This window comes from Adhaeribacter aerolatus (genome assembly GCF_007991635.1).
GTDB classification, from domain to species: Bacteria; Bacteroidota; Bacteroidia; order Cytophagales; family Hymenobacteraceae; genus Adhaeribacter; species Adhaeribacter aerolatus.
In genome coordinates this window covers 1-22,302 of record NZ_BJYS01000019.1, presented here as the reverse complement: position 1 = coordinate 22,302, position 22,302 = coordinate 1, and the positions used below count along the sequence as shown (strand labels likewise).

General features: G+C 43.2%; 22 protein-coding genes. 14 read left to right on the top strand and 8 right to left on the bottom strand.

Annotated elements, in window-relative coordinates:
* Positions 1-110 precede the first annotated feature (110 nt).
* The gene (locus tag AAE02nite_RS13265; RefSeq protein WP_146898232.1) at positions 111-2,048 is read right to left on the bottom strand and encodes a putative porin; all 1,938 of its coding nucleotides are present in this window, start codon (positions 2,046-2,048) and stop codon (positions 111-113) included.
* Positions 2,049-2,055: 7 nt separating this feature from the next.
* Positions 2,056-3,096 (bottom strand): tetraacyldisaccharide 4'-kinase, encoded by a 1,041-nt coding sequence (lpxK, locus tag AAE02nite_RS13260; protein ID WP_146898231.1) that lies wholly within the window; start codon positions 3,094-3,096, stop codon positions 2,056-2,058.
* 68 nt (positions 3,097-3,164) lie between these two features.
* Here lpxK and AAE02nite_RS13255 point away from each other — a divergent pair, with 68 nt between their 5' ends.
* From AAE02nite_RS13255 to groL, 11 genes are all read left to right on the top strand, one after another.
* The gene (locus AAE02nite_RS13255) at positions 3,165-4,262 is read left to right on the top strand and encodes a Nif3-like dinuclear metal center hexameric protein (protein ID WP_146898230.1); all 1,098 of its coding nucleotides are present in this window, start codon (positions 3,165-3,167) and stop codon (positions 4,260-4,262) included.
* Between the two features lie 8 nt (positions 4,263-4,270).
* Complete coding sequence (locus AAE02nite_RS13250) at positions 4,271-5,002, top strand: zinc ribbon domain-containing protein (protein ID WP_146898229.1); 732 nt, start codon at positions 4,271-4,273, stop codon at positions 5,000-5,002.
* Between the two features lie 364 nt (positions 5,003-5,366).
* A complete protein-coding gene (locus tag AAE02nite_RS13245) occupies positions 5,367-6,662 on the top strand; it encodes an anthranilate synthase component I family protein (protein WP_146898228.1) in 1,296 nt (431 codons plus the stop codon).
* Between the two features lie 78 nt (positions 6,663-6,740).
* Positions 6,741-7,364 carry a hypothetical protein gene (locus tag AAE02nite_RS13240; protein ID WP_146898227.1) on the top strand — a complete coding sequence of 208 codons (624 nt, stop codon included), beginning with the start codon at positions 6,741-6,743 and terminating at the stop codon, positions 7,362-7,364.
* Positions 7,365-7,517: 153 nt separating this feature from the next.
* Positions 7,518-8,948, top strand: coding sequence for a tRNA (N6-isopentenyl adenosine(37)-C2)-methylthiotransferase MiaB (gene miaB / locus AAE02nite_RS13235; RefSeq protein WP_146898226.1), 1,431 nt, complete (start codon positions 7,518-7,520; stop codon positions 8,946-8,948).
* A gap of 108 nt (positions 8,949-9,056) precedes the next feature.
* Positions 9,057-10,331 (top strand): sigma-54 interaction domain-containing protein, encoded by a 1,275-nt coding sequence (locus AAE02nite_RS13230; RefSeq protein WP_146898225.1) that lies wholly within the window; start codon positions 9,057-9,059, stop codon positions 10,329-10,331.
* A complete protein-coding gene (locus tag AAE02nite_RS13225) occupies positions 10,315-10,845 on the top strand; it encodes an LptE family protein (RefSeq protein WP_146898224.1) in 531 nt (176 codons plus the stop codon). The genes AAE02nite_RS13230 and AAE02nite_RS13225 overlap by 17 nt, the downstream gene beginning before the upstream one ends.
* A 100-nt stretch (positions 10,846-10,945) precedes the next feature.
* The gene (locus tag AAE02nite_RS13220) at positions 10,946-12,355 is read left to right on the top strand and encodes a DUF8458 domain-containing protein (protein ID WP_146898223.1); all 1,410 of its coding nucleotides are present in this window, start codon (positions 10,946-10,948) and stop codon (positions 12,353-12,355) included.
* A 1-nt stretch (position 12,356) separates the two neighbouring features.
* A complete protein-coding gene (gene secG / locus AAE02nite_RS13215) occupies positions 12,357-12,782 on the top strand; it encodes a preprotein translocase subunit SecG (protein WP_146898222.1) in 426 nt (141 codons plus the stop codon).
* A 281-nt stretch (positions 12,783-13,063) separates the two neighbouring features.
* Positions 13,064-13,354, top strand: a complete 291-nt coding sequence (gene groES, locus AAE02nite_RS13210) for a co-chaperone GroES (protein WP_146898221.1) — start codon at positions 13,064-13,066, stop codon at positions 13,352-13,354.
* A gap of 71 nt (positions 13,355-13,425) precedes the next feature.
* The gene (gene groL / locus AAE02nite_RS13205) at positions 13,426-15,066 is read left to right on the top strand and encodes a chaperonin GroEL (protein ID WP_146898220.1); all 1,641 of its coding nucleotides are present in this window, start codon (positions 13,426-13,428) and stop codon (positions 15,064-15,066) included.
* A 103-nt stretch (positions 15,067-15,169) separates the two neighbouring features.
* On the opposite strand, the gene AAE02nite_RS13200 is transcribed toward groL, so the two are convergent.
* Both AAE02nite_RS13200 and AAE02nite_RS13195 read right to left on the bottom strand, forming a co-directional pair.
* Entirely contained in the window at positions 15,170-15,742 is a 573-nt protein-coding gene (locus AAE02nite_RS13200) for a hypothetical protein (RefSeq protein ID WP_146898219.1), read from the bottom strand.
* A gap of 171 nt (positions 15,743-15,913) precedes the next feature.
* Positions 15,914-17,266: a peptide MFS transporter gene (locus AAE02nite_RS13195; RefSeq protein WP_146898218.1), complete on the bottom strand. Its 1,353-nt coding sequence runs from the start codon at positions 17,264-17,266 to the stop codon at positions 15,914-15,916.
* A 212-nt stretch (positions 17,267-17,478) separates the two neighbouring features.
* On the opposite strand from AAE02nite_RS13195, the gene AAE02nite_RS13190 reads away from it, so the two are divergent.
* From AAE02nite_RS13190 to AAE02nite_RS13180, 3 genes are all read left to right on the top strand, one after another.
* Complete coding sequence (locus AAE02nite_RS13190; RefSeq protein WP_146898217.1) at positions 17,479-18,189, top strand: 16S rRNA (uracil(1498)-N(3))-methyltransferase; 711 nt, start codon at positions 17,479-17,481, stop codon at positions 18,187-18,189.
* A 15-nt stretch (positions 18,190-18,204) separates the two neighbouring features.
* The gene (locus tag AAE02nite_RS13185) at positions 18,205-18,867 is read left to right on the top strand and encodes a DUF4159 domain-containing protein (RefSeq protein WP_146898216.1); all 663 of its coding nucleotides are present in this window, start codon (positions 18,205-18,207) and stop codon (positions 18,865-18,867) included.
* Between the two features lie 149 nt (positions 18,868-19,016).
* A complete protein-coding gene (locus AAE02nite_RS13180; protein WP_146898215.1) occupies positions 19,017-19,580 on the top strand; it encodes a class I SAM-dependent methyltransferase in 564 nt (187 codons plus the stop codon).
* Between the two features lie 224 nt (positions 19,581-19,804).
* Here AAE02nite_RS13180 and AAE02nite_RS13175 read toward each other — a convergent pair whose 3' ends face one another.
* From AAE02nite_RS13175 to AAE02nite_RS13160, 4 genes are all read right to left on the bottom strand, one after another.
* On the bottom strand, positions 19,805-20,215 hold the full coding sequence (locus AAE02nite_RS13175) for a VOC family protein (RefSeq protein WP_146898214.1): 411 nt from the start codon (positions 20,213-20,215) through the stop codon (positions 19,805-19,807).
* 254 nt (positions 20,216-20,469) lie between these two features.
* A complete protein-coding gene (locus tag AAE02nite_RS13170) occupies positions 20,470-20,814 on the bottom strand; it encodes a TlpA disulfide reductase family protein (RefSeq protein ID WP_146898213.1) in 345 nt (114 codons plus the stop codon).
* Entirely contained in the window at positions 20,814-21,065 is a 252-nt protein-coding gene (locus AAE02nite_RS13165; protein ID WP_146898212.1) for a hypothetical protein, read from the bottom strand. The genes AAE02nite_RS13170 and AAE02nite_RS13165 overlap by 1 nt, the downstream gene beginning before the upstream one ends.
* A gap of 81 nt (positions 21,066-21,146) precedes the next feature.
* On the bottom strand, positions 21,147-22,031 hold the full coding sequence (locus AAE02nite_RS13160) for a sulfotransferase domain-containing protein (protein ID WP_146898211.1): 885 nt from the start codon (positions 22,029-22,031) through the stop codon (positions 21,147-21,149).
* Between the last annotated feature and the right edge of the window lie 271 nt (positions 22,032-22,302).

The window sequence follows — 22,302 nt, the reverse complement described above, 5'->3', positions numbered from 1 at the left end:
GTCTAAATCAGCAAACAAATAGGAAGCTTAATTTTTATTTACTATTGATTATAAGCCTTTTATAAAATTTAAATAAATTGATGCTTTAAAATGCTTGTGATAGATTGTTGTTAATCAAAAAACATCCATTTAATGCCAAACACAAAGCTCCGGCCCATACCCGGATAATACGGAGAAGAAAAATAACCTTCCTGCGGGTAGCCCTGGTTTACGTGCGACATTTTTACAAAACCATTAAAGGATTTAATATCTACGGTCAAAAACAAATCTACAATGGGGTAAGGTTTACTCGTAAAGTTTGAACCCGGCACCCTAAAGTTATCCTGCAAATAAAACTGCTGCGTAACCGGCATATAAGCATCGGCATAGTAACTGTCGGTTACATAGGTTTCTACGCCCACCTGCCCAAACAAAGCATTTTTAAACAACGAGCCCTGGTAATAAAAACGCGAATTCACCAGCCATTTGGGCATCCGGATTTCCTGGGCATTGTCTAATTTGTTGTAAGAGAACACGTGATCGGCGTGGAAATTTTTGAGGGCCAGGTGATGATGCACAAAGGCGGTATAAAACGATAACTGCTTACTTAGCTGCTGCGGAACGGCCGAGGTATTATAAATAACATAGTTCTGCAAATTTACCCGGGCTACTTCGGCGGTTAAAGTATTGCGCCACAAGGTGCCTTGTACCGAAGCTGCCGTGCGGTCGGCGACTATATTGTCGAAATTATTATCCCAGTTAAAGTGGTTGGAAGCCATTAATTGCTGCACCAAGGTAGGCGAGTAAGAACTCCGGGTTTGGCTAAAGGTAAAATATTTAACCCGCGCCGAAGCCGTAGCCAGGTAATCTTTAAACAACTGGTACTCGGCATTAACCGAAATATTGAAAATATCTTTTAACCGGAATTGTGTTTCGCCGCCAATAAAATTCTGCCCAAAACTTTGCCGGTAACCTTCTGTTACCCGGGTCGAATCAATAGGGTCTATCTGCGAACGTGTATTCAGGTTTATGCTGGCATCGCGCCGGCGGGCGTAAAGTTTGTACACAAACAAAGGGTGGTTACCGGTAATACCAACGGTATTTTCCAACTCGCGATACCAACTCCGATCGTCGGTGCGGGTAGAATCTACTTGAATGGCCGGGTAAAGCAAAGGCGGCTTGGTGGCGCCGTACCGGTTCACCTGGTTATCGAAATATTTGTTATACTGGTGCCGAAAATCGAGGGTATGAAATACTTTAATATATTCTTTCGCCAGGGTATAAAATTGTGTCAGGTGAAAACTATTGCGCTTTTCTTCGTTGGCCGCCTGGCTTAACCAGACCGGGGCATCGCCGCCACCGAAAATGCCAAACAACGAATCGCGGGTAGCCTCCGAACCTATCCGGAGGCCGCCGGTTTCGGCCAAATCATGATCGACGTGGATGTAATTAGAAAACAAATGGTATTTGCCGGTACTATCCTGCAGGTGGGTAAATAATACAAAGCCGGTATGCTGCGTTTGGGTTTCTTTACCCAGGCCGGGCTGAATTCCAAACTGTTTTTCGCCCGACATCCGCTCGAAGGCAAAACCAATATTAGCTTTTTTAGAAAGGCTCCGGCTGTGTTTGGCTTCAAAAACCTGCTCACCTTGGCCGCCCTGAATATAAAATAAATGCGTGTACGGCGATTTGGTATCGAAGTAAGTTATTTTATCGGATTGATAGGCGTACCGGTCGAAAGCATTTTTACCCAGCCGCACCCCTATTTTTTGCGGGAAACGCCACAATATAGGTTTGCCAGCAGTACCCACATTACCTAAATCCTGGTGAAAAGTTGTGTCGTGGTACCAGTTGCGCGACTGGTGCATATTGGTAAGCGCCGTATCTACGCGGCGCAGCGTGTAATTGCCCCGTAAAAAATCTTCTTCCAGGTAAGTCTTGGTAGTTTTGGTGCCATAAATTGTTTGCGACGAGTCGTTTAATATTTGTGCCGAGGCACTTAATACCGGTAAAATAAAAAGCAGGATTAAATATAAAAAGTTTGGCTTCACGCGATTGGGAATAATCATTAAGTTTTCAGGATTTTACAAATGTCTGGAAGAGCAAATTTTCAAAAAGAACCTGTTCCTCCAGAAATTGCACCTGGATGGGCATAAAATAAAAAGGTAATTCTTTAACTAACGGTAATAGCTCAGGACCGGCTAATTTGGTCCAGTCTTTTTGCGTGGTCAGGATACTTACGGGTGTTTTGGTTTCGGTTTTCACAAAATTAGAAATTTCCTGTATATCCGGCGGGCCAAAGTCATAATGATCCGGATAATTAAAATGCCGCAGCAGGCTAAAACCTTGCTCTTCTAAATAATTCAGTAAGGGCTGCGGCTGGGCGATACCGGTTACCAGCACCAGATTGCGCTGCAGCGGCGCCGGTAAGCCAAAATTTACGGGCACCTGGTACTGGTAAGTAGTAAAGAAAACAGGCACCCCCGGCCGGGCATATTCCCGGATTCGCTGCCGGATATTTTCTTTTTCATCCTGAGTAATATTTACCGGTGTTTTACTTACCAAAATAATATCGGCACGAACTGCACCCGAACGGCTTTCGCGCAAACGCCCCGCCGGCAGCACGAAATCCTGGTAGAACAAACGGTAATAATCGGTTATTAGTATATTTAAATGGGGCTGTACCGGGCGATGCTGAAAGGCATCATCCAGCAATATTACTTCGGGCGCGGGGTTTAAAGCTAAAAGCTTCTGAATGCCCGCTACCCGCTTTTCGCAAACGGCTACCGCTATTTCCGGAAAAACCTGGGTATATTGGTATGGCTCATCCCCGATGGTAGCGGGCGTAGCACTGCTGTCGGCCAGCACAAATCCGGTAGTCTTTCGTTTATAGCCCCGGCTCAGGATGGCCATTTTACGCGGCTGCAGTAACCGGACCAGAAATTCTACGTGCGGGGTTTTACCGGTGCCGCCTACCGTCAGGTTGCCAACGCTGATGACCGGAACCGGAAATTGATGAGAAGGATAAACCTGCTGGTCGTACAACCAATTGCGGGCCCGCGTAATACCGGCGTATAATAAAGAGAATGGTAAAAGCGGGTAAGCAGAATTTTTCATGCCGGCATTCTTTCGGCTGCAAAATTAACATTAATTTTAACTCGGCTGTTAAAACCAATTTACTCCTGATGACCAAAATAAAAGATATCACCAACCTCCTGCAGCAACTCGCGCCCCTCACTTACCAGGAAAGCTACGACAACTCGGGCTTACAAACCGGCGACCCAAATATTGAAGTTACGGGCGTTCTGGTAACGCTGGATTGTACGCTGGCCGTACTCGATGAAGCCCTGGCAGCGGGTTGTAACCTGATTGTAGCCCACCATCCGGTAATTTTCCGGCCCTTAAAACAACTTACTGGCCGCGATGAGGTAGAAAAAATAATTATTCAAGCCATAAAGCGCGATATAGCCATTTATGCCTGCCACACCAACCTGGATAATGTATTGTCCGGCGTGAACGCAAAAATCTGCGAAAAGTTAGGTCTGCAATATATTAGAATTCTCAGCCCCAAAACCGGCAACTTATTAAAACTGATAACATTTGCCCCGCTCACAGATACGCCTAAAGTGCTGGCCGCTCTGTACGCTGCCGGGGCCGGGCAGATTGGCGAATACCAGAATTGCAGCTTCCGGGTAAGCGGCACGGGTACCTTTAAACCTTCGGTAAATGCCAACCCGCATATTGGCGAAGCGGGCCAACAGGAAGAAGTAGCCGAAAACCGCCTGGAAGTAATATTGCCGGATCATTTGAAAGATAAAATCTTAACGGCCTTATTTGCGGCCCACCCATACGAGGAAGTGGCTTACGATATTTACCGTCTGGAGAATGCCAACCAGGAAACCGGCGCCGGCATGATTGGCAATTTACCCGAAGCTTTAACCCCACCGGAGTTTTTAGATTACCTGAAAGCGTACCTGCAGTTAAATGCCCTGCGGCATACGGAGTTTACGGGAGATAAAATAAAGAAAGTAGCACTTTGCGGCGGAGCCGGTAGCTTTTTAATAAAAGACGCTTTGCGCCAGGGAGCCGATGCTTTTGTAACGGCCGATTTGAAATACCATGAGTTTTTTATCCCGGAAAAAAAGATGCTCCTGGCCGATATCGGACATTATGAAAGTGAAGTTTTTACAAAGGAAATATTTTATGATATTATTCGAAAAAAGTTTAGTAATTTTGCAGTCTTAAAATCGAAAGTCAATACTAATCCTGTCAGATACACTTAAAGCACTACATGGAAAGTACCGTTGCTAACAAATTAGAAGCTTTGATGCGGCTTCAAACCATTGATTCTCAGCTAGACGAAATAAGAAGGGTTCGGGGCGATTTACCGGAAGAAGTCCGGGACCTGGAAGACGAAATTGCCGGTTACGAGGTGCGCGTAAATAAATTTGATGAAGAAATTCAGGCCATAAACGATAATATTGCCGCCCGCAAGCAAGCTATCAAGGATTCTGAAAATTTAATCCGCAAATACGAAGACCAGCAATCCAATGTTCGGAACAACCGCGAGTACGATGCTATTACCAAAGAGATTGAACTGCAGCGCCTGGAAATTCAAATTTCTGAGAAAAAGATAAAAGAAGGCTACTACCAGATAGAGCAAAAAAACAACGAAATTGCCGGCACGAAACAAAAACTGGAAGAGCGCCGCAAAGATTTGGCTTCTAAAAACGGTGAGTTACAGGTAATCGTTTCTGAGAGCGAAGAAGAAGAAAGAGCCTTGATGCAGGAACGCGAAGAAGCCGTAAAGCACATCGAGGACCGTTTACTAATGGCCTATTCCCGCATTCGCCAGAACGTGCGCAATGGTTTAGCGGTAGTAACCGTAAAGCGCGATGCCTGCGGTGGTTGCTTTAATACGGTACCCCCACAACGCCAGTCCGATATTGCTTCTCATAAAAAAATTATTGTTTGCGAACACTGCGGCCGTATTTTCGCCGATGTAGAGCAGAAAGTAGCTTAATTTGGCAGAAACAGAACTCATAAAAAAGGATGGCAGAACAGTCATCCTTTTTTTATGAACGTTCTTAATATTAATAATCTTGGTTTTTGAATGGAAAAGCAGGCTTTGTTTTGCTCTCTATCATTTCAAGTGTATTTACCAGAAGGTTAAAGAATTTAAAACTGATATTTAAAGTTATAGCAATTGGCAAACAATTGGGCGTCAAGCTGGTTATTAAGGCAGATTTCCCATTGTTGTAACCCTGCTCCTGCCCTAAGCCCTGGCTTTATCCGGTAAATGTATTCCAGATAAAACCGGGGCTTTTAGCTTTTTGCCTATTTTTTTATTCACTTTGCTCCTTCAAATTTAGGCTGGAGCTTTTTTCATGTATTCCGTATATTTTTCGTTTGCGCAACTTGGTTTTACCATAAACGATTTCAAGCAAAAAGCTTTGTCGTGGGCGGATACTTACAAAGTTGTGGCCTTTTACGAGCCTAACCATATTCCTTATCCTTACCAGGGCTTCGAGAATATTTTGGCAGTAAGCAACACCACGGAACAGCTAATCCACCCGTACCATGCGTTTTCCGGTTTATCTAATGCTTTAGCGGCTACCGAGCAAATTTTATGTGGATTCCTGAGTTATGATCTAAAAAATCAGGTAGAAAAATTAAAAAGCCAGAATCCGGATTACCTGGGTTTTCCGCTGGTATATTTTTTTGAACCCGAAATAGCCTTTTATTTTGATGCAGAGGGCTTTGAGGTTAAGAGCCGGCAAGCTGCTGATATTCCGCAAATATTGGCGGCCATTAAAAGTACACCCACTACTACGTTTGTTTCAGAAACTAAAATCGAAATTGAGCACCGCACTTCCCGGCAGCAGTACCTCCATACGGTAAAGGCTATCCAGCAAAATATTCTGGAAGGCGATGTATACGAATTAAATTATTGCGTCGAGTTTTTCTCCCCGGAAGCAATTATTAATCCGGCAGCAACTTTCTGGGCACTGAACCAGGCTTCGCCTACTCCCTTTGCCGGCTTCTTTAAATTGTACGATAAATATTTACTCTGCGCCTCGCCGGAGCGTTCCTTAAAAAAAGAAGGTTCTAAATTAATTTCCCAACCCATAAAGGGTACCATCCGGCGCAGCCCGGACCCAAAGGAAGATGCCCGCTTGCGCGAACAATTGCGGACCAGCGAAAAAGAAATAGCCGAAAACATGATGATCATGGATTTGGTGCGCAACGATTTAGCCAAGTCGTCCGCAATAGGTTCGGTGAAGGTAGAAGAAATGTTCGGCATTTATGGTTTTCAGCACCTCTACCAAATGATTACCACGGTAACCTCCACCATCCGGCCTGGCTGTTCTGTTCCGGAGGCCATAAAAAATGCGTTCCCGATGGGCAGCATGACCGGAGCACCCAAAATAAGAGCGATGGAGTTGATTGAGCAGTACGAAACTACCCGCCGCGGTTTATTTTCCGGCAGTTTGGGTTATATTAAACCCAACGGCGATTTTGATTTGAATGTAGTTATCCGGAGCCTGCAATATAACGCCAGCAGCCGATACCTGTCGTACATGGTTGGCAGCGCCATTACTTACGACTCGGACCCGGAGCAAGAGTATGAAGAATGCTTATTAAAAGCAAAGGCAATTCTGGAAATATTTAAAAATAAATAAATAGTTATATATTAAAATATTAATAAATTAATTTAATTTGCAACCGCAACTAAAAATAAATAAACCTGCAAATTAACCATGAAACACCGTTTACCAATTCTCTTTGTGGCTGTATGTCTTTTCTTATCCGGCTGCGCCTCCAGTTACAAAAGCATTAATCCACAGAAAGTCCCATTTGGCTTTACTGAAAACACCGACGATGTACAATTTTCGTATGCCTACGATGTATTGTCGCTGAAGCGGAATAAGAAGTATGTAAAAAAAGAACGTAAACACGGTATGCGGGTAGTAGCTGTCCGGATTACCAATAATACAAACAAAGCCCTGCGCCTGAACGAGAATTTAAAATTAATTGTGGGCAACAACCAAACTGTTCCTGTTTCGCCTTCTATTGTGGCCCAGAACATCAAACAAGGCACTTGGATTTATTTATTATACCTGCCGCTAAATTTCACGGTGGGTGCTACTACCAATACCAACAATTATGGCAAAGTAGAAACAACGGGTGGAACCACCTTGCCAACCGGTCCGGTAATTTCGCTAGCCAATATTTTAGTAGCCAGCTCTGCAAATAAAAATTTCCGGGAAGACCTACAGCAGTTTAATTTGCTGGACAAAACCATTGAGCCCGGCCAAACGGTTTATGGTTTAATAACCTTACACAGCCTTACATCTGACCCCATCAAGTTTAAGGTGGAATAAAAAAGCAGACTTAGCTTGGCTTATGTGCGACGTGTTAGATCTTTAATCTAACACGTTTTTTTATGCAGCTTAAAATCAGGGAGATAAATTTGTCTGCCATTCTGTCATTTAGTAGCGAAAAAAACCTTATATTTGCCCCCAATTTTAATGCTTATGAATTCGCTTTTAACAGACATAGATTTTATTCCGGAAGCTCCGGCCCAACCGGAAGCTTGCGAAACAAAGGTAACCCCAGACCAGAATACCGGGCGTTTGCGGAAACTGTACATCGAGAGTTACGGCTGCCAGATGAATTACTCCGATAGCGAGATTGTGTCTTCCATTCTGGCCAAAGAGGGTTTCGATACTACTTCGGACTTGAATATAGCCGACGTGGTTTTTTTGAATACCTGTTCTATCCGGGAAAAAGCCGAACAAACCGTACGGGCCCGTTTACGCCAGATAAATGCGCTGAAAAAATCACGCCCTGGTTTGGTGGTGGGCGTACTGGGTTGTATGGCCGAGCGCTTAAAATCGAAATTGCTGGAAGAAGAAAAACTAGTGGATATGGTAGTGGGTCCGGATGCGTACCGCGAATTACCTAACCTGATTAACGAAGTAGACGGCGGCCAGCGGGCGGTAAACGTGCTGCTCTCACGCGAAGAAACCTACGCCGACATTAACCCCATCCGGTTAAACACCAACGGGGTAAGCGCTTTTATATCCATTATGCGGGGCTGCGATAACATGTGCTCGTTTTGCGTGGTACCGTTTACACGGGGCCGGGAACGCAGCCGCGATGCGCATTCGATTGTGGCCGAAGCCCAAAGCTTGGTAGCGGAAGGCTACAAAGAAGTAACTTTACTCGGCCAGAACGTCGATTCTTATAAGTGGGCTTCTGCCGACGGCACCGAGCAGGTAAATTTTGCCGGTTTGCTGGAACGGGTCGCTTTAGTAAGCCCTGATTTACGGGTACGGTTCTCCACCTCGCACCCCAAAGATATTACCGACGAGGTGCTGTATACGATTAAAAAGTACCCCAATATTTGTAAATATATTCACCTGCCCGTGCAAAGCGGCAACTCCCGCGTACTGGAACTGATGAACCGGACCTACGACCGGGAATGGTATATTAACCGCGTAAAGGCTATCCGCCGGATTCTGGGCCAGGAGTGCGGCATTTCTTCGGATATGATTGCGGGTTTCTGCACCGAAACCGAAGAAGAACACCAGGACACCCTCAGTCTGATGGATTTTGTGCAGTACGATTATTCGTACATGTTCTTTTATTCCGAAAGACCCGGTACGCTGGCCGCCCGGAAATTTGTAGATGATATTCCGCTGGAGGTAAAAAAACGGCGTTTACAGGAAATTATAGACAAGCAACGCGAATTATCGCTGCTGCGCAACCAGCAGGATGTAGGCAAAATACACCGGGTGCTGGTAGAAGGCTTTTCTAAAAAGTCGGAGGCCGATTTACAGGGCCGCAACGACCAGAACAAAGTAGTGGTTTTCCCGAAAGGAAATTACCAGAAAGGCGATTACGTAGAGGTGCTGGTAGATTCCTGCTCGGTAGGTACGCTGTTTGGCCAACCCATAAAATAAATTGCGCTTTTGCTTTTGCAGGCTCAAAGGCTGGTAAATTTTTTATCAGCCTTTGGGCCTTTAAAACAATAGCCCTTTTAGGTTTTTAACCCCCTAAAAAATTAAAATTTGAATCCGGCTGAAATACAAAGTATAAAACAACGATTCGGAATTATCGGTAACTCGCCGCTCCTCAATTACGCCATCCAGGTGGCGGTACAAGTAGCGCCTACCGACATGACCGTACTTATTTCCGGCGAAAGTGGTAGCGGGAAAGAATCTTTTTCTAAAATTATTCATCACCTGAGTCCGCGCAAGCACGGCCAGTTTATTGCCATTAACTGCGGCGCCATTCCCGAAGGTACCATCGATTCTGAATTATTTGGCCACGAAAAAGGTGCTTTTACCGGCGCTACCGATTTGCGCAAAGGCTATTTTGAAGTAACCAACGGCGGCACCATTTTCCTCGACGAAATTGGCGAAATGCCTTTGGGTACCCAGGCCCGTTTGCTGCGCGTACTCGAAAATGGCGAATTTATAAAAGTTGGTTCTTCTAAAGTACAGAAAACCGATGTGCGGGTGGTAGCTGCTACCAACGTGAATTTATTAAATGCGGTTAACGAAGGGGCTTTCCGCGAGGACCTGTATTACCGCTTAAATACCGTACCTATTAGTGTTCCACCTTTACGTGAACGCGGCGAGGATATATATTTATTATTCAGGAAATTTGCTTCAGATTTTTCGGACAAATACAAAGTAAAACCGATTTCCTTGACGCCGGATGCCGTAGCTGAATTATTGCGCTTCCGGTTCCCCGGAAATATCCGGCAACTAAAGAATATTGTAGAGCAGATTTCCGTTCTGGAATATGAAACCCGGGAGATAAATGCGGCCAAACTCCGGGAATATTTACCCCAGGACCAAAATAATCAATTGCCCATGCTCATTGGTTCGAACAAAAAGCCGGACAAGGATTTTTCGGAGCGCGATATCTTGTACAAGGTACTCTTCGATATGAAGAAGGATGTAAACGACCTAAAGAAGCTGGTATTTGATTTAATTAACCCGAACCACGGCGAGCACCACGATTACCTGAAAGACCACGGCCACCTTTTTGAAAATATGGGCACCTTTGAACCCCGGCCTTATAAAGCCCACCAGGACGGCCCCGACAACTTTATTTTATCGGTGAAAGGAAAGGCTGACCCTTATGAGGCGAACAAGGTAGAAGATATTCCGCACGAAACCGAAGAAGAAACGCTGTCGCTGGAAATCAAAGAAAAAGAGTTAATTATGAAAGCCCTTCGGAAGCATAACAACAAGCGAAAATATGCGGCGCAGGATTTAGGCATTTCCGAAAGAACTTTATATAGAAAATTAAAGCAGTATGGATTGGAAGAATAAAAGCAGATACGTACTGATACCATTTTTTACCCTGCTTTTTTCGCTGAGCGGCTGTATCAAATATTCTTTTACCGGTACCAATATCGATCCGGGTATCAAAACCATGACCATCCGGAACTTTGAGAATAATTCGGGTGAGGGACCTTCTTTTTTAACGAACCTGGTTAGCGAAGAATTCCGGACGTATTTTCAGCGTAACTCCAACCTGAAACTGGCCCCCCAGGACGGCGACATTCAACTGGAAGGCCAGATTTTATCTTATAATTTTAGTCCGGCTGCCATCCAGAACGACGAAACCCGCGGTGACATTGCGGGTGCCAACCGCCTGACCATCCGGCTCCAGGTACGCTACCACAATACCAAAGACCCCAAGCAGGATTTCGACCAGGCTTTTTCTTCTTTCCGGGATTTTCCGCAGTCGCAGAATATTTCCCAGATAGACGAGCGCGCCCTTCGCGATATTATCGAAAGAATGGTGCAGGATGTTTTTAACCGCTCCTTGGCCAACTGGTAAATATTGCTTAAATATTATTAATAGTTTGACCTTCAGAAATTCTAAATAAATACAGGTTTAAGATTGCCAACAGCAGAAAAGGCAATTGACATAAGATTAAATGAATAAAGCGGCTTTTTTAAACATTATCAATCATGTTTCTTCTATTTCGGAGCAAGAGGTAGCCGAGCTGGAAAAACTGGCGGCGAGCTTTCCTTACTGCCAGACCGCGCATCTGCTCTTAGCCAAAGCCGCTTACGATCAGGGTAGTATGCTTTCGAACCAGCGTATCCGGCGGGCTGCTGCTTGTGCCACCAACCGGCAACTCCTGAAAAAACTCATTTATACCGCCGCCCCCGAACTAACCGTTGCCCCCATTGAGCCGGCACCAACCACCCAAAAACAAAATCAAATTATTGCCCCGCTAAACCAGGAAGTGGCGGAACCGTCTCATGAAACCATAACGGAACCAAACCCGGAAATTTTAGAGGCAGCCCCCACACCTGAATATTCTACAGCAGAAGAAAATATTGATCACCCCGCCATACAGGCAGATACTACCAACGATATAACAATACCTACTGCCGAAGTCGAAACCGAGCTATTAACGGCACACCCGGAAGCAGAACCAGAACTAACAGCCATAGAGGAGCCGGAGGAGTTGCCAGTGCCTTACCAACAGGCGGAAAACAGTTTGGCTTTTGAATTATACGAAGACCAGGACACGCTTTTTGCCATCGAAAACCTGACGCCGGCAGCGCCCTACCGCGACCTCGTAACAGACTTTGTGAACAACCTGATTATTACCGAGCCCGAAAACCTGCTGGCAGAAGTTTTAACGGATTTTGAAGTTCAGCCGGTAAATTCGGAAACTGCGGTAGAAGAACCTTTAGCGGAACCGGAACCTGCTACCATTGACGCAGTAGCACCAACTGAAATAGGGAATAGTTTGGAGCCGGAAGCGGCTGACGAAACCTTGGCCCGGTTTGATGAATATTTGTTTAAACCGGAAAAAGAAGTTGAAGAAATACCGGTAACCGGGCAGCTAACACCTTATAAAGAAGAAATAATCTATAAAGTATTTCATGAAAATGATTTAGGTTACTGGATGTCATCCAGCCGGTTAGGAGAAATAATTCAGTTAAAAGATGAGTTAACGCCAGCCGAGCCGTATTACTTTCAGCCGGAATTGATTCTGGAATACAGCAAGCAGCACCAGCTCGAAAGCTATACGCCCGCAGCGGCTCCCCCGGTAAGCCGGCAGTTTGATATCATTGATCAGTTTTTGCGACAGAACCCGAAACTGAAATCGATGGCTAATGTAAAAATCAAGGCCGAACCAATGGAAGACCTATCTTCTAAAAGCACGAAAATCAAGAAAAACATGGCCTCCGAGACCTTGGCCAAAATTCTGGTGAAACAAGGTAAGATCAAGAAAGCCATAAAAATATATGAGCACCTGATATTGAAAATTCCGGAAAAAAAGGCTTACTTTGCATCTAAAATTGAAAAATTACAAAAGCTGACTTAAAATGTACATTGCTCTCATCAGTATCATTATTTTTATCTCTATCCTGCTGGTTTTAGTGGTATTATCGCAGAACTCTAAAGGCGGCGGATTATCTAACCAATTTGGTGCTGGTTCGAGCAACCTGATCGGGGTAAAAAGAACCGGAGATTTGTTGGAGCGCCTGACATGGGGCTTAGCCATTGGTTTAGTAGTACTTTCTTTAAGCTCTAATATGATAATTGATAAAAATGCCGGTGCCCTGAGAGCCAGAAGCGTTAACCAGGAACGGGCAAGTCAGCAAGGTGCAGCACCAGCAACAGCACCGGTTGTGCCGCAAACCATACCGAATACGGGTAAAGCACCGGCCGGTACCAATAATACTGCTCCTGCTCCTGCACCAGCTACGCCTAATGCAACTACACCGGTTACTACCGATTCTGCGCAGTAATAATATTTTTTTATAGAAAAATCCGGTGATTTGATTTATTCCATCACCGGATTTTTTTTTACCAGGAATTCCAGTTCCTTCCGGCCTTACAAGTGACAAAGTTTCACCCGGTACTGTCAGTAAACAGCAGCATAAAACTGAAATTTTGACCTAAACTGGCAGGATTAACCTTAATGGCACAGGAAATGATAGGAAGGCTAGTAGGTTTAAAACCTGGTTTAGAACACCACTAATTGTAGATATTAAATTTAACTTATTAACAAAAAAAATAATTAAAAACTATGGCAGTAAATATTAAACCGTTAGCAGACCGCGTAATTGTAGCTCCTGCAGCAGCCGAAGAAAAAACTAAATCTGGTATTATTATTCCGGACACCGCGAAAGAAAAACCACAGCGTGGCGAAATAGTTGCCGTTGGCGAAGGTAAAATGTCAGATCAGGGCGTATTGGTGAAGCCGCAATTGAAAGTGGGTGACCAGGTTTTATATGGTAAATATGCCGGTACCGAAATTTCGATCGAAGGTACTGATTACCTGATCATGAAAGAGTCTGACATTTTTGCTGTATTATAATTTAATATCTAAAATTCAGTTTGCCACCCGGCAAATTCATCCTTAAACTTAAAACATAAAATATTAATATTATGGCTAAAAATATTTCGTTTGATACCGAAGCCCGGAACAAAGTGAAGGCTGGCGTTGACAAATTAGCGAATGCCGTTAAGGTTACTTTAGGCCCTAAAGGCCGCAACGTTGTTATCGACAAAAAATTTGGCGCACCTGCCATTACCAAAGACGGTGTAACTGTTGCCAAAGAAATTGAACTGAAAGACCCTATCGAAAATATGGGTGCGCAGTTGGTTAAAGAAGTTGCTTCTAAAACCGCTGACCAGGCTGGTGATGGTACTACTACTGCTACTGTATTAGCCCAAGCTATTTACACTGCCGGTAGCAAAAACGTAGCCGCCGGTGCTAACCCAATGGATCTGAAAAGAGGTATCGACAAAGCGGTTGCGGCCGTAGTTGAAAACCTGAGAACGCAGTCTAAAAAAATCGAAAATTCAAGCGAAATTTCGCAGGTAGGTACTATCTCTGCTAACAACGATTCCGAAATTGGCCAAATGATTGCCGATGCCATGGATAAAGTTGGTAAAGATGGTGTTATTACCGTTGAAGAAGCTAAAGGTACTGAAACCGAAGTAAAAACTGTAGAAGGTATGCAGTTCGACCGTGGTTACCTGTCGCCTTACTTCGTAACCAACCCAGAGAAAATGGAAGCTGATTTAGACAATGCTTTCATCCTGATCTACGACAAAAAAGTTTCTACCATGAAAGAATTACTGCCGGTATTAGAGCAGGTAGTTCAGACTGGTAAGCCTTTGGTTATTGTGGCCGAAGACGTGGACGGCGAAGCTTTAGCTACTCTGGTAGTGAACAAGCTGCGTGGTTCTTTAAAAATTGCGGCTGTTAAAGCTCCTGGCTTCGGCGACCGTCGTAAAGCTATGCTGGAAGACATTGCCGTATTAACCGGTGGTCAGGTTATTTCGGAAGAGCGTGGTTACAAACTGGAGAACGCTACCCTGGAATATTTAGGCCAGGCCGAAAAAATCATCATCGACAAAGACAACACTACCATTGTAAATGGTAAAGGTGAGAAATCAGAAATTGTTGGCCGTGTGAACCAGATTAAGGCGCAGATGGAAACAACTACTTCTGACTACGACCGCGAAAAATTACAGGAGCGTTTAGCTAAATTATCTGGCGGGGTTGCTATTCTTTACATTGGTGCTTCTACTGAAGTTGAAATGAAAGAAAAGAAAGACCGCGTGGATGATGCTTTACACGCTACCCGCGCTGCCGTAGAAGAAGGCATTGTAGCTGGTGGTGGTGTTGCTTTGGTACGCGCCATCGAAGTACTGAAAGACGTTAAAGTTGATAACGACGATCAGTTAACCGGTGTTAACATTATCCGGACGGCTTTGGAAGCTCCTTTAAGAACTATCGTTTCTAACGCTGGTGGCGAAGGTTCTGTAATTATTCAGAAAGTACGCGAAGGCAAAGACGATTACGGTTACAATGCCCGCGAAGACAGATTTGAAAACCTGTTTGCGGCTGGTATTATTGACCCTACTAAAGTAACCCGTTTGGCTTTAGAAAACGCTGCGTCTATCGCCGGTATGTTGTTAACTACCGACTGCGTAATCTCTGACGAGCCGGAAGAAGAGAAAGCTGGTGCTGGTGGCGGAATGCCAGGTGGCATGGGCGGCATGGGTGGCATGATGTAATCCATCCCTTCCTAATTAAAAACAAAAGCCTCGGCAAATGCCGGGGCTTTTGTTTTTCTGGTGGTAAGTATTTTTAGCTTAATCAGGGTTTAAAAACTTCTCCTTATTTTTTAATCAACGTACGCATCAGTCCGGTCGATTTCCGGTTTAGGCTATCCTGGGCAATTATAACATCTTCTTCGTTCATGATCAAATGCGGCACCGGCGCATAACCTAACAAGTAATAATAGCCGTCGTCGGTGGTAAATAAATATTCAGCCGAAATAATTTTATCCTTCCTGTTTACACCTCGCTTGTGCAGGTAAGCCAAACCCGCCAGCCGGCGATTTACAAAGCCATCGGTTTTAAACTTTAAAGTATCTACATTGGTCAAAGGATTACCGGCTACCGCATAAGTTGTTTTATCGGGCACATCAACCAGTTGAGAATAAATTGCCATCTCGTCAGGTGTTTTAACATCCAAGACATCCACCTGACGATTATAGAGTTTTTGGACATGATCCCGGATTTTATTATTTCCGGCAGCGGAAACATTATTGTCAACCTCAAAGTTAGGATTTGCGGCCAGCGGTATGGCAGCCGGTTCTGTTGGTTGGCTGACCTGACTCTGGGTTGTACAACCATTAAGAACCAATAAAATCAGCAGCGAGGTAAAAAAGGGTTGGTTCAGTTTCATACGAGATATTTATGTTTTACAGAACATAAACGGCTGCGTTAAATTTGAGTTATAAAGAGACCCTTATTCTGTGGTATTGGATAGGTATTGTGGCACCAGTCCTGAATAGATGACATAAAAAAAGCCCCTGCTGTTATGAGCAGAGGCTTTGATAAGTACCGTTTAAAATAATTAATGTACGCCGTGCATCAACTTAACTAACCTACGTGATAAGAGGAAGAGCACGAAAGCGGCGGCAAAAGCGATAGATACAAATATTAAAAAGAAACTGGACATGGATTGGGTTTTAGCCATTTCGTCGATCATACCGGCTAAAGCCCCGCCAATGTAATTACCAATGGCCGAGGCCAGAAACCAAACCCCGAACATAACCCCAATCAGGCGGGCCGGCGATAATTTATTAACGAAAGATAAGCCTACCGGCGACAAACAAAGTTCGCCCATGGTGTGCAGCAAATAAGCCAGTACCAGCCACATCATGCTTACACCCGCTGTCTCGGCTCCCTGGGGTATAGATAAGGAACCAAAAACCAGCACCGCAAAGCCTAACCCCAATAAAACCAAACCAATGGCAAACTTATACGGTCCCGATGGGTCCAAGTTCTTTTTCGCCAGCTTCACCCACAGCATCGAGAAGAATGGCGCTAAGGTAAAGATGAAGAAGGCATTGATGGACTGAAACCAGGTTGCCGGTACTTCCCAGCCAAATATAGAACGGTCGGTAAATTTGTAAGCAAAAATATTCATCGAAGAACCGGCTTGTTCAAATGCCAGCCAGAATAATATGGAGAAGAAAGATAAGGTAAGCACCACCACCAGCCGGTCACGCTCTACTTTGGTTAATGGTTCTTTCGGTGCGTTATTTACATTTACATTTTTCCGCTCGGGTTTCAAACCAATTTTACCTAACCGATGCCGGCCAATGTAAAACTGTGCCAGCCCCAACACCATGCCCACCCCGGCGGCGCCAAAACCATAGTGCCAGCCAATATTTTCGCCCAGGTAACCGCAAATTAAAGAACCTAAAAAGGCCCCCAGGTTAATACCCATGTAAAAAATAGTATAGGCCGAGTCTTTTAACTTGCTGCCCTCGGGGTACAGTTGCCCCACCATCGATGAAATACTCGGTTTAAAAAAACCATTACCAACAATCAGTAAACCTAAACCGGCATAGAAAAAAGGCAAAGGCTCCACTGCCAGAGAGGCGTGTCCCAAAGCCATCAGCAAGCCCCCGATAATTACGGCCCACCGGTAACCTAAAAATTTATCGGCCAGGTAGCCGCCAATGAGCGGCGTTACGTAAACCAATCCGGTATAAATACCATATAGCTGGCCGGCTTGGGCCGAAGTCCAGCCTAAGCCACCTTTAGATACCTCCGAAATTAGATATAAAGTAAGTAAAGCCCGCATGCCGTAGTAGCTAAACCGCTCCCACATTTCCGTAAAAAAGAGCATGTACAGCGAACTGGGGTGTTTTTCTTCTTTTTCCCCCGCGAGTCTTTCATCCGTTAAGGTTTGTTCCATCTAAATATTTTAAAATAAAGTAATAAAGTTTTTACAAGTTAAGTAAAGCTACAATCTGTCGCGCATAATCCCAAAATATTATTCTTTTGCTATAAATAACACTAACTTTAATAACCTCCACTATTCTTATAACCTAACCTAAGAATATTTTGTTAACGTTTGTAGTGGTAAAATAATGTGTGGCTGTTATATTGGCTAAAACTAAAAGAAGCATGCACCTTTTCTACACCCCGTTGCTGACCGATACTACGGTTGTGCTGCCCGAAGAAGAATCTAAACACGCCATAAAAGTTTTGCGCTTAACCAAAGGCGATTTTGTAAGTTTGGTAGATGGCAAAGGTGGTTTTTATAAGGCCGTAATTGAGCAGGATAACCCTAAGAAATGTAGCCTGCGGCTAGTTGAAGCCCAAAAGGCATTTAACTACCGGCCCTTTAACATACATATTGCGGTAACGCCTACTAAAAATATCGATCGGATAGAATGGTTTCTGGAAAAAGCTACCGAAATTGGGGTAAATCAAATATCTTTTTTGCTTTGCGAACGTTCAGAACGAAAGCAGGTGAACCTGGAACGGTTGGAAAAAGTGGTGGTGAGCGCCATGAAACAATCCGTAAAAGCTTACAAACCCGCAGTAAACGATATTATACCTTTTAAAGACTTTATAAGAACAGTTCAACCAGATCAAACTTATATTGCGCACCTGGAGGCGCACGAAAGAACCTCTTTGCACCAACTAAATCTGCACGACTCGGCTTGTGTGTTGATTGGGCCGGAAGGCGATTTTACCCCCGGTGAGATAGAACTGGCTTATGAGAAAGGAATAAAACCGGTAACCTTGGGCCAAAGCCGTTTGCGCACCGAAACGGCCGCGTTGGTGGCGTGTCATACTTTAAATTTATTATACGAAATGAAAATTGCTTAACCGCGTTTATACATTATGAAATATTTATTTACTTTTCTTTTGTGCCTGCTAACGCTCTTTGGGAGCCTGGCCCAAAATCCGAGTTTCCAGATTGCCAAGTTAAAATACAATGGCGGCGGCGACTGGTACGCGAATAAGACCTCCCTGCCCAATTTAATAAAGTTCTGCAACCAGAACCTGAGCATGAATATCAACAAAGACGAAGCAATTGTGGAGGTGGGCAGCGCCGAACTTTTCAGTTACCCGTTTGTGCACATGACCGGGCACGGCAACGTGGTTTTTTCGGATGCCGAAGCCGAAAACCTAAGAAAATACCTGGTTAACGGGGGATTTCTGCACATCGACGATAATTATGGTTTAGACAAATACATCCGGGCCGAAATGAAAAAAGTATTTCCGGAATTAAATTTTGTAGAACTGCCTTTTAACCACCCCATTTACCACCAGAAATACAAATTTCCGAAAGGATTGCCCAAAATACACGAACACGACAACAAATCGCCGCAAGGGTTTGGGCTCATCTACCAGGGTCGGCTGGTTTGTTTTTACTCTTATGAGTGCGACCTGGGCAACGGCTGGGAAGACCAGGAAATATATAACGATCCGGAAGAAAAACGCCAGTTAGCCCTACGCATGGGGGCCAATATTCTCTCCTACGCTCTCACCAATTTCGATTAATAATTTCCGGCCGCCTTATCCGCTCCAACCAAAATGCCGTAATATATTCTAACCGGCCAAAGTCCGGGAAGTAGAATATTTTAAATATATTTTCAAAACATCGGTTTATAACTATTAACCACCAGACAGCGCACCTCAAAAGATAGAGTATGGATACTATTGTGTATTTAAAAAACATGTTGCGCGACAAACAAGTCGCTTCTTTTACCCCAACTTCTATCTTTGGTATCAAAAAGGTCTGCGATAAAATAGATTTCCGCAAAAAAAACGTCATCATCGAATACGGCCCCGGTACCGGCGTTTTTACCCGCTATTTGCTGGATAACCTCACACCCGATTCTACTATAATTTTAATCGAGCGGAATGTGGAATTTGTGAATATTTTACAAAACGCGTTTCGGGATCCCCGGTTGGTTATTTACCACGAAAGCGCCGAAAATGTGGTAGAGTTACTGGCCCGAAGCAGCATTAAAAACGCCGACTATATTATTTCGGGTATACCTTTTTCTTTTCTGCCGCATCCGCTCCGGAATACCATCGTAAAAAAATCGGCCGAGTGCCTGCGCCCCGGCGGTAAATTTCTGGCCTACCAAACTTTTTTCCAGTTAGATAAATTCCTGAAAGATTACCTGGATATGCACTTCAAAAAAGTAAGAACCGAATTTTGTATCCGGAACGCCCCTCCTATCCGCATTTTTGAAGCAATTAAATAATCAGAAATTAAGGTAAAATATAGTTTCCGAAGGATTTGATCTTACCTGGTTCAAGTATCAATTAATTCTACCACGTTAATTTACTGGTGCCGCAAGTTTGCGCTGGTGGGCCTTTGATTGTTCCTTTCAGAAAATTATAATCCTCATCTACATAAGGAGTTCCGCCCAACTACACCTAAAAAGTGGATATTGTTTATTTAGACGCTTTACAAAAGAAATGAATTCTAAATTTCATTAAGAAGCATCCATGATGTTCCAAATTTATCCCGGAGCATAGCAAAGCGATTTGCAAAGAAAGTCTTTTCCATCTTCATAAAGATTTCGCCATCTTCGGAAAGCAGGTTATAGATGTGTTCCGCTTGCTCCGGTGTAGCCAGTCTAAGCGTCAGATAAGCGCTACGCATAGGTTCAGCATCAGGAATGTCGGCGCCCCTGACCAAAGTACCGCCAATCTCTATTATTGCATGAAGAATTGGTTTCTTCCATTCTGTCGGGAAATTGGGAAGCGGTTGTTGGTGAGGTATCATCATTTTAATTTCCCCGCCAAGATGCTGCTCGTAAAATTGGAATGCTTTTTCGCAATGCCCGGAATAATTGACATAGATATCAAGTTTCAAGGAAGGGTCAGTATTCATAATTCAAGTATTTATTTAGCTAGATTAATATTGATTACAATCTTCGTAAAGATCATTTTATCTTATCTAATATAAAGGATGTAATTACGAAAAATTGCAGGCATTTTGCGCCAATTATAACCGGTTTTTGATTGGCTTTTGTTTGGTTCAACACTAAAATATTGACATGACCAATTGCTGACAATGGGCCACGTGTAAGCCAATACTGCCGCAAAACCTGGGTTTGGTATACAAAGGGATAGCAACAGCTATTATTATTTTGCTAAACTTTCATCAATGTGGGGTAATATACTGCTGAAAGTTTTCTCCTTATCCTCTGAGCCCCCAAGTATAATCTTTTTTATTATTCCGTTCTTGTCAATGATCATGGTATAAGGATACATCTGTTCGGTAATAAAGTCTTCTATTATTAACTTTCGTGCATTTGCCACCGGAATAAAATGAAAAGATCTTTTTTTAAGAAATGTTCTAATGATTTCTTCTTCTTCGGGTGCAATGGACAGGAACGTTACGTTCTTACCCTTATACCTTTCCACTATTACATTAAGAGCCGGCATTTCCGCAATACAAGGTTTATAACCCGTATTCCAGAAATTAATTACAACAACCTGCCTTTTAACTTTGGTAGTGTGAGTATTTTTCCATCAAGCGCTTTAACACTAAAGCTGGGAGCATTACTGCCAATCAAGCAATCAAGCATTTTAAGCTTCTGGGTGAAATAACTGGTGTCTTGCATATTTACACCATTCATTAGCTGATAACATTTCGTGTATTGTTCTTTGTAGGTCTGTGCTTTAACCGATTCCTCAACCAAAAAGGAGAACATTATTACTAAAATAATATGTTTCATTAGGGATTATTTTGAAAAGCTGTTGGAAACGGTTGATCTAAAAAGCGTTTTATTACTTTTTGGTTTTTTGTAGCACGTTATTTATACGAAATATCTTTGCAGAATTGTGCCTTCCGTCTTGTACCCTTCAGAAAGATTTAGGAACTCTTCAAATTGTTCTTCCGTTAACTTCGTCTTTCCTTCACCAACCTTCCCACTCCGAATAAAATTATTATATACCTTCCAATGTTCTGGCTGCTCCCCAAATTTAGTTTCATGTTTTTTCATAAATTCAAAAGACGTTCTTTGCAGAACCCGTTCCATTTTGGGATCATCCATTTCCACTTCCAGAAACGCTGCTATTTTTAGAATTACGGACTTTTTATTTTCAATTATATCTTCATAATTAAGGTATAGTATATTTAATTCATTTTTATTCTCCAGCCAGCTTTTATTGTATTCAAACCAATCTCGCATTTTGCGATTCGCTAATTCTTCAAAACTTGCATTTGGATTGTTATAGTCTTTTATGTGTTGATAAAGGGAAGCTATAACGTCTAAACAGTCTCGGATAACAAAAATGAATTTGCCTTTTCTAATGCCACTAAGCATTTTGTATTCATCATGTGCTTTAATTATTCTTCTTTCACCCACACTTGGCATTACTTTGTTAAAATAGGCTGAAAACCTGCACCACGGTGATACATCATACAAATGTTCGAAATCCATGCTCCCATCTTTCGTTAACTGATAGATAATCATTTGCATTAAGGTTGTTCCTGATTTAGGGTATGTAACTACATAAATATCCGTTTCTCTTTCCCCGAAATCCTGCATCAGTTTCTTCATTCGGGCAGTAATGAGAATATTATGAATGCTTGCGTGTGCCTTCTCTAAAAAGTCCAAATTTTCAATTAACTCCTTATCGCTGATATCTTCATTATTGATATCAATTTTACTAATTGCTTCTAAGAGTTTTTTATTCATCAGGATGATGCTATTATTTTATCAAAATGGGCAACAACGTTCCTGCTAGTGCCAGTTTCAATGGGCTTTCGTTTTTGTTGGGCGAAGTAATTTTTTCTTATAAAATCCAATTTTTACCATTAGCCATAAACCTCATCTCTAAAATAACACTTCTAAAATTCAGTCTACTATAAAGCTTTCATGAAAATATATTTCACGGCTTTCAATTCTAAAACCATTAGGTAATTTAATTGGATTTGTATAATCCACTACTTTGCCACATAATTGATAT

Bases quoted from the DNA above. Each gene is read 5' to 3' on its own strand.
- AAE02nite_RS13265 (WP_146898232.1), bottom strand. From the start codon at position 2,048: ATGATTATTCCCAATCGCGTGAAGCCAAACTTTTTATATTTAATCCTG.
- lpxK (WP_146898231.1), bottom strand. From the start codon at position 3,096: ATGAAAAATTCTGCTTACCCGCTTTTACCATTCTCTTTATTATACGCC.
- AAE02nite_RS13255 (WP_146898230.1), top strand. From the start codon at position 3,165: ATGACCAAAATAAAAGATATCACCAACCTCCTGCAGCAACTCGCGCCC.
- AAE02nite_RS13250 (WP_146898229.1), top strand. From the start codon at position 4,271: ATGGAAAGTACCGTTGCTAACAAATTAGAAGCTTTGATGCGGCTTCAA.
- AAE02nite_RS13245 (WP_146898228.1), top strand. From the start codon at position 5,367: ATGTATTCCGTATATTTTTCGTTTGCGCAACTTGGTTTTACCATAAAC.
- AAE02nite_RS13240 (WP_146898227.1), top strand. From the start codon at position 6,741: ATGAAACACCGTTTACCAATTCTCTTTGTGGCTGTATGTCTTTTCTTA.
- miaB (WP_146898226.1), top strand. From the start codon at position 7,518: ATGAATTCGCTTTTAACAGACATAGATTTTATTCCGGAAGCTCCGGCC.
- AAE02nite_RS13225 (WP_146898224.1), top strand. From the start codon at position 10,315: ATGGATTGGAAGAATAAAAGCAGATACGTACTGATACCATTTTTTACC.
- AAE02nite_RS13220 (WP_146898223.1), top strand. From the start codon at position 10,946: ATGAATAAAGCGGCTTTTTTAAACATTATCAATCATGTTTCTTCTATT.
- secG (WP_146898222.1), top strand. From the start codon at position 12,357: ATGTACATTGCTCTCATCAGTATCATTATTTTTATCTCTATCCTGCTG.
- groES (WP_146898221.1), top strand. From the start codon at position 13,064: ATGGCAGTAAATATTAAACCGTTAGCAGACCGCGTAATTGTAGCTCCT.
- groL (WP_146898220.1), top strand. From the start codon at position 13,426: ATGGCTAAAAATATTTCGTTTGATACCGAAGCCCGGAACAAAGTGAAG.
- AAE02nite_RS13200 (WP_146898219.1), bottom strand. From the start codon at position 15,742: ATGAAACTGAACCAACCCTTTTTTACCTCGCTGCTGATTTTATTGGTT.
- AAE02nite_RS13195 (WP_146898218.1), bottom strand. From the start codon at position 17,266: ATGGAACAAACCTTAACGGATGAAAGACTCGCGGGGGAAAAAGAAGAA.
- AAE02nite_RS13190 (WP_146898217.1), top strand. From the start codon at position 17,479: ATGCACCTTTTCTACACCCCGTTGCTGACCGATACTACGGTTGTGCTG.
- AAE02nite_RS13185 (WP_146898216.1), top strand. From the start codon at position 18,205: ATGAAATATTTATTTACTTTTCTTTTGTGCCTGCTAACGCTCTTTGGG.
- AAE02nite_RS13180 (WP_146898215.1), top strand. From the start codon at position 19,017: ATGGATACTATTGTGTATTTAAAAAACATGTTGCGCGACAAACAAGTC.
- AAE02nite_RS13175 (WP_146898214.1), bottom strand. From the start codon at position 20,215: ATGAATACTGACCCTTCCTTGAAACTTGATATCTATGTCAATTATTCC.
- AAE02nite_RS13165 (WP_146898212.1), bottom strand. From the start codon at position 21,065: ATGAAACATATTATTTTAGTAATAATGTTCTCCTTTTTGGTTGAGGAA.
- AAE02nite_RS13160 (WP_146898211.1), bottom strand. From the start codon at position 22,031: ATGAATAAAAAACTCTTAGAAGCAATTAGTAAAATTGATATCAATAAT.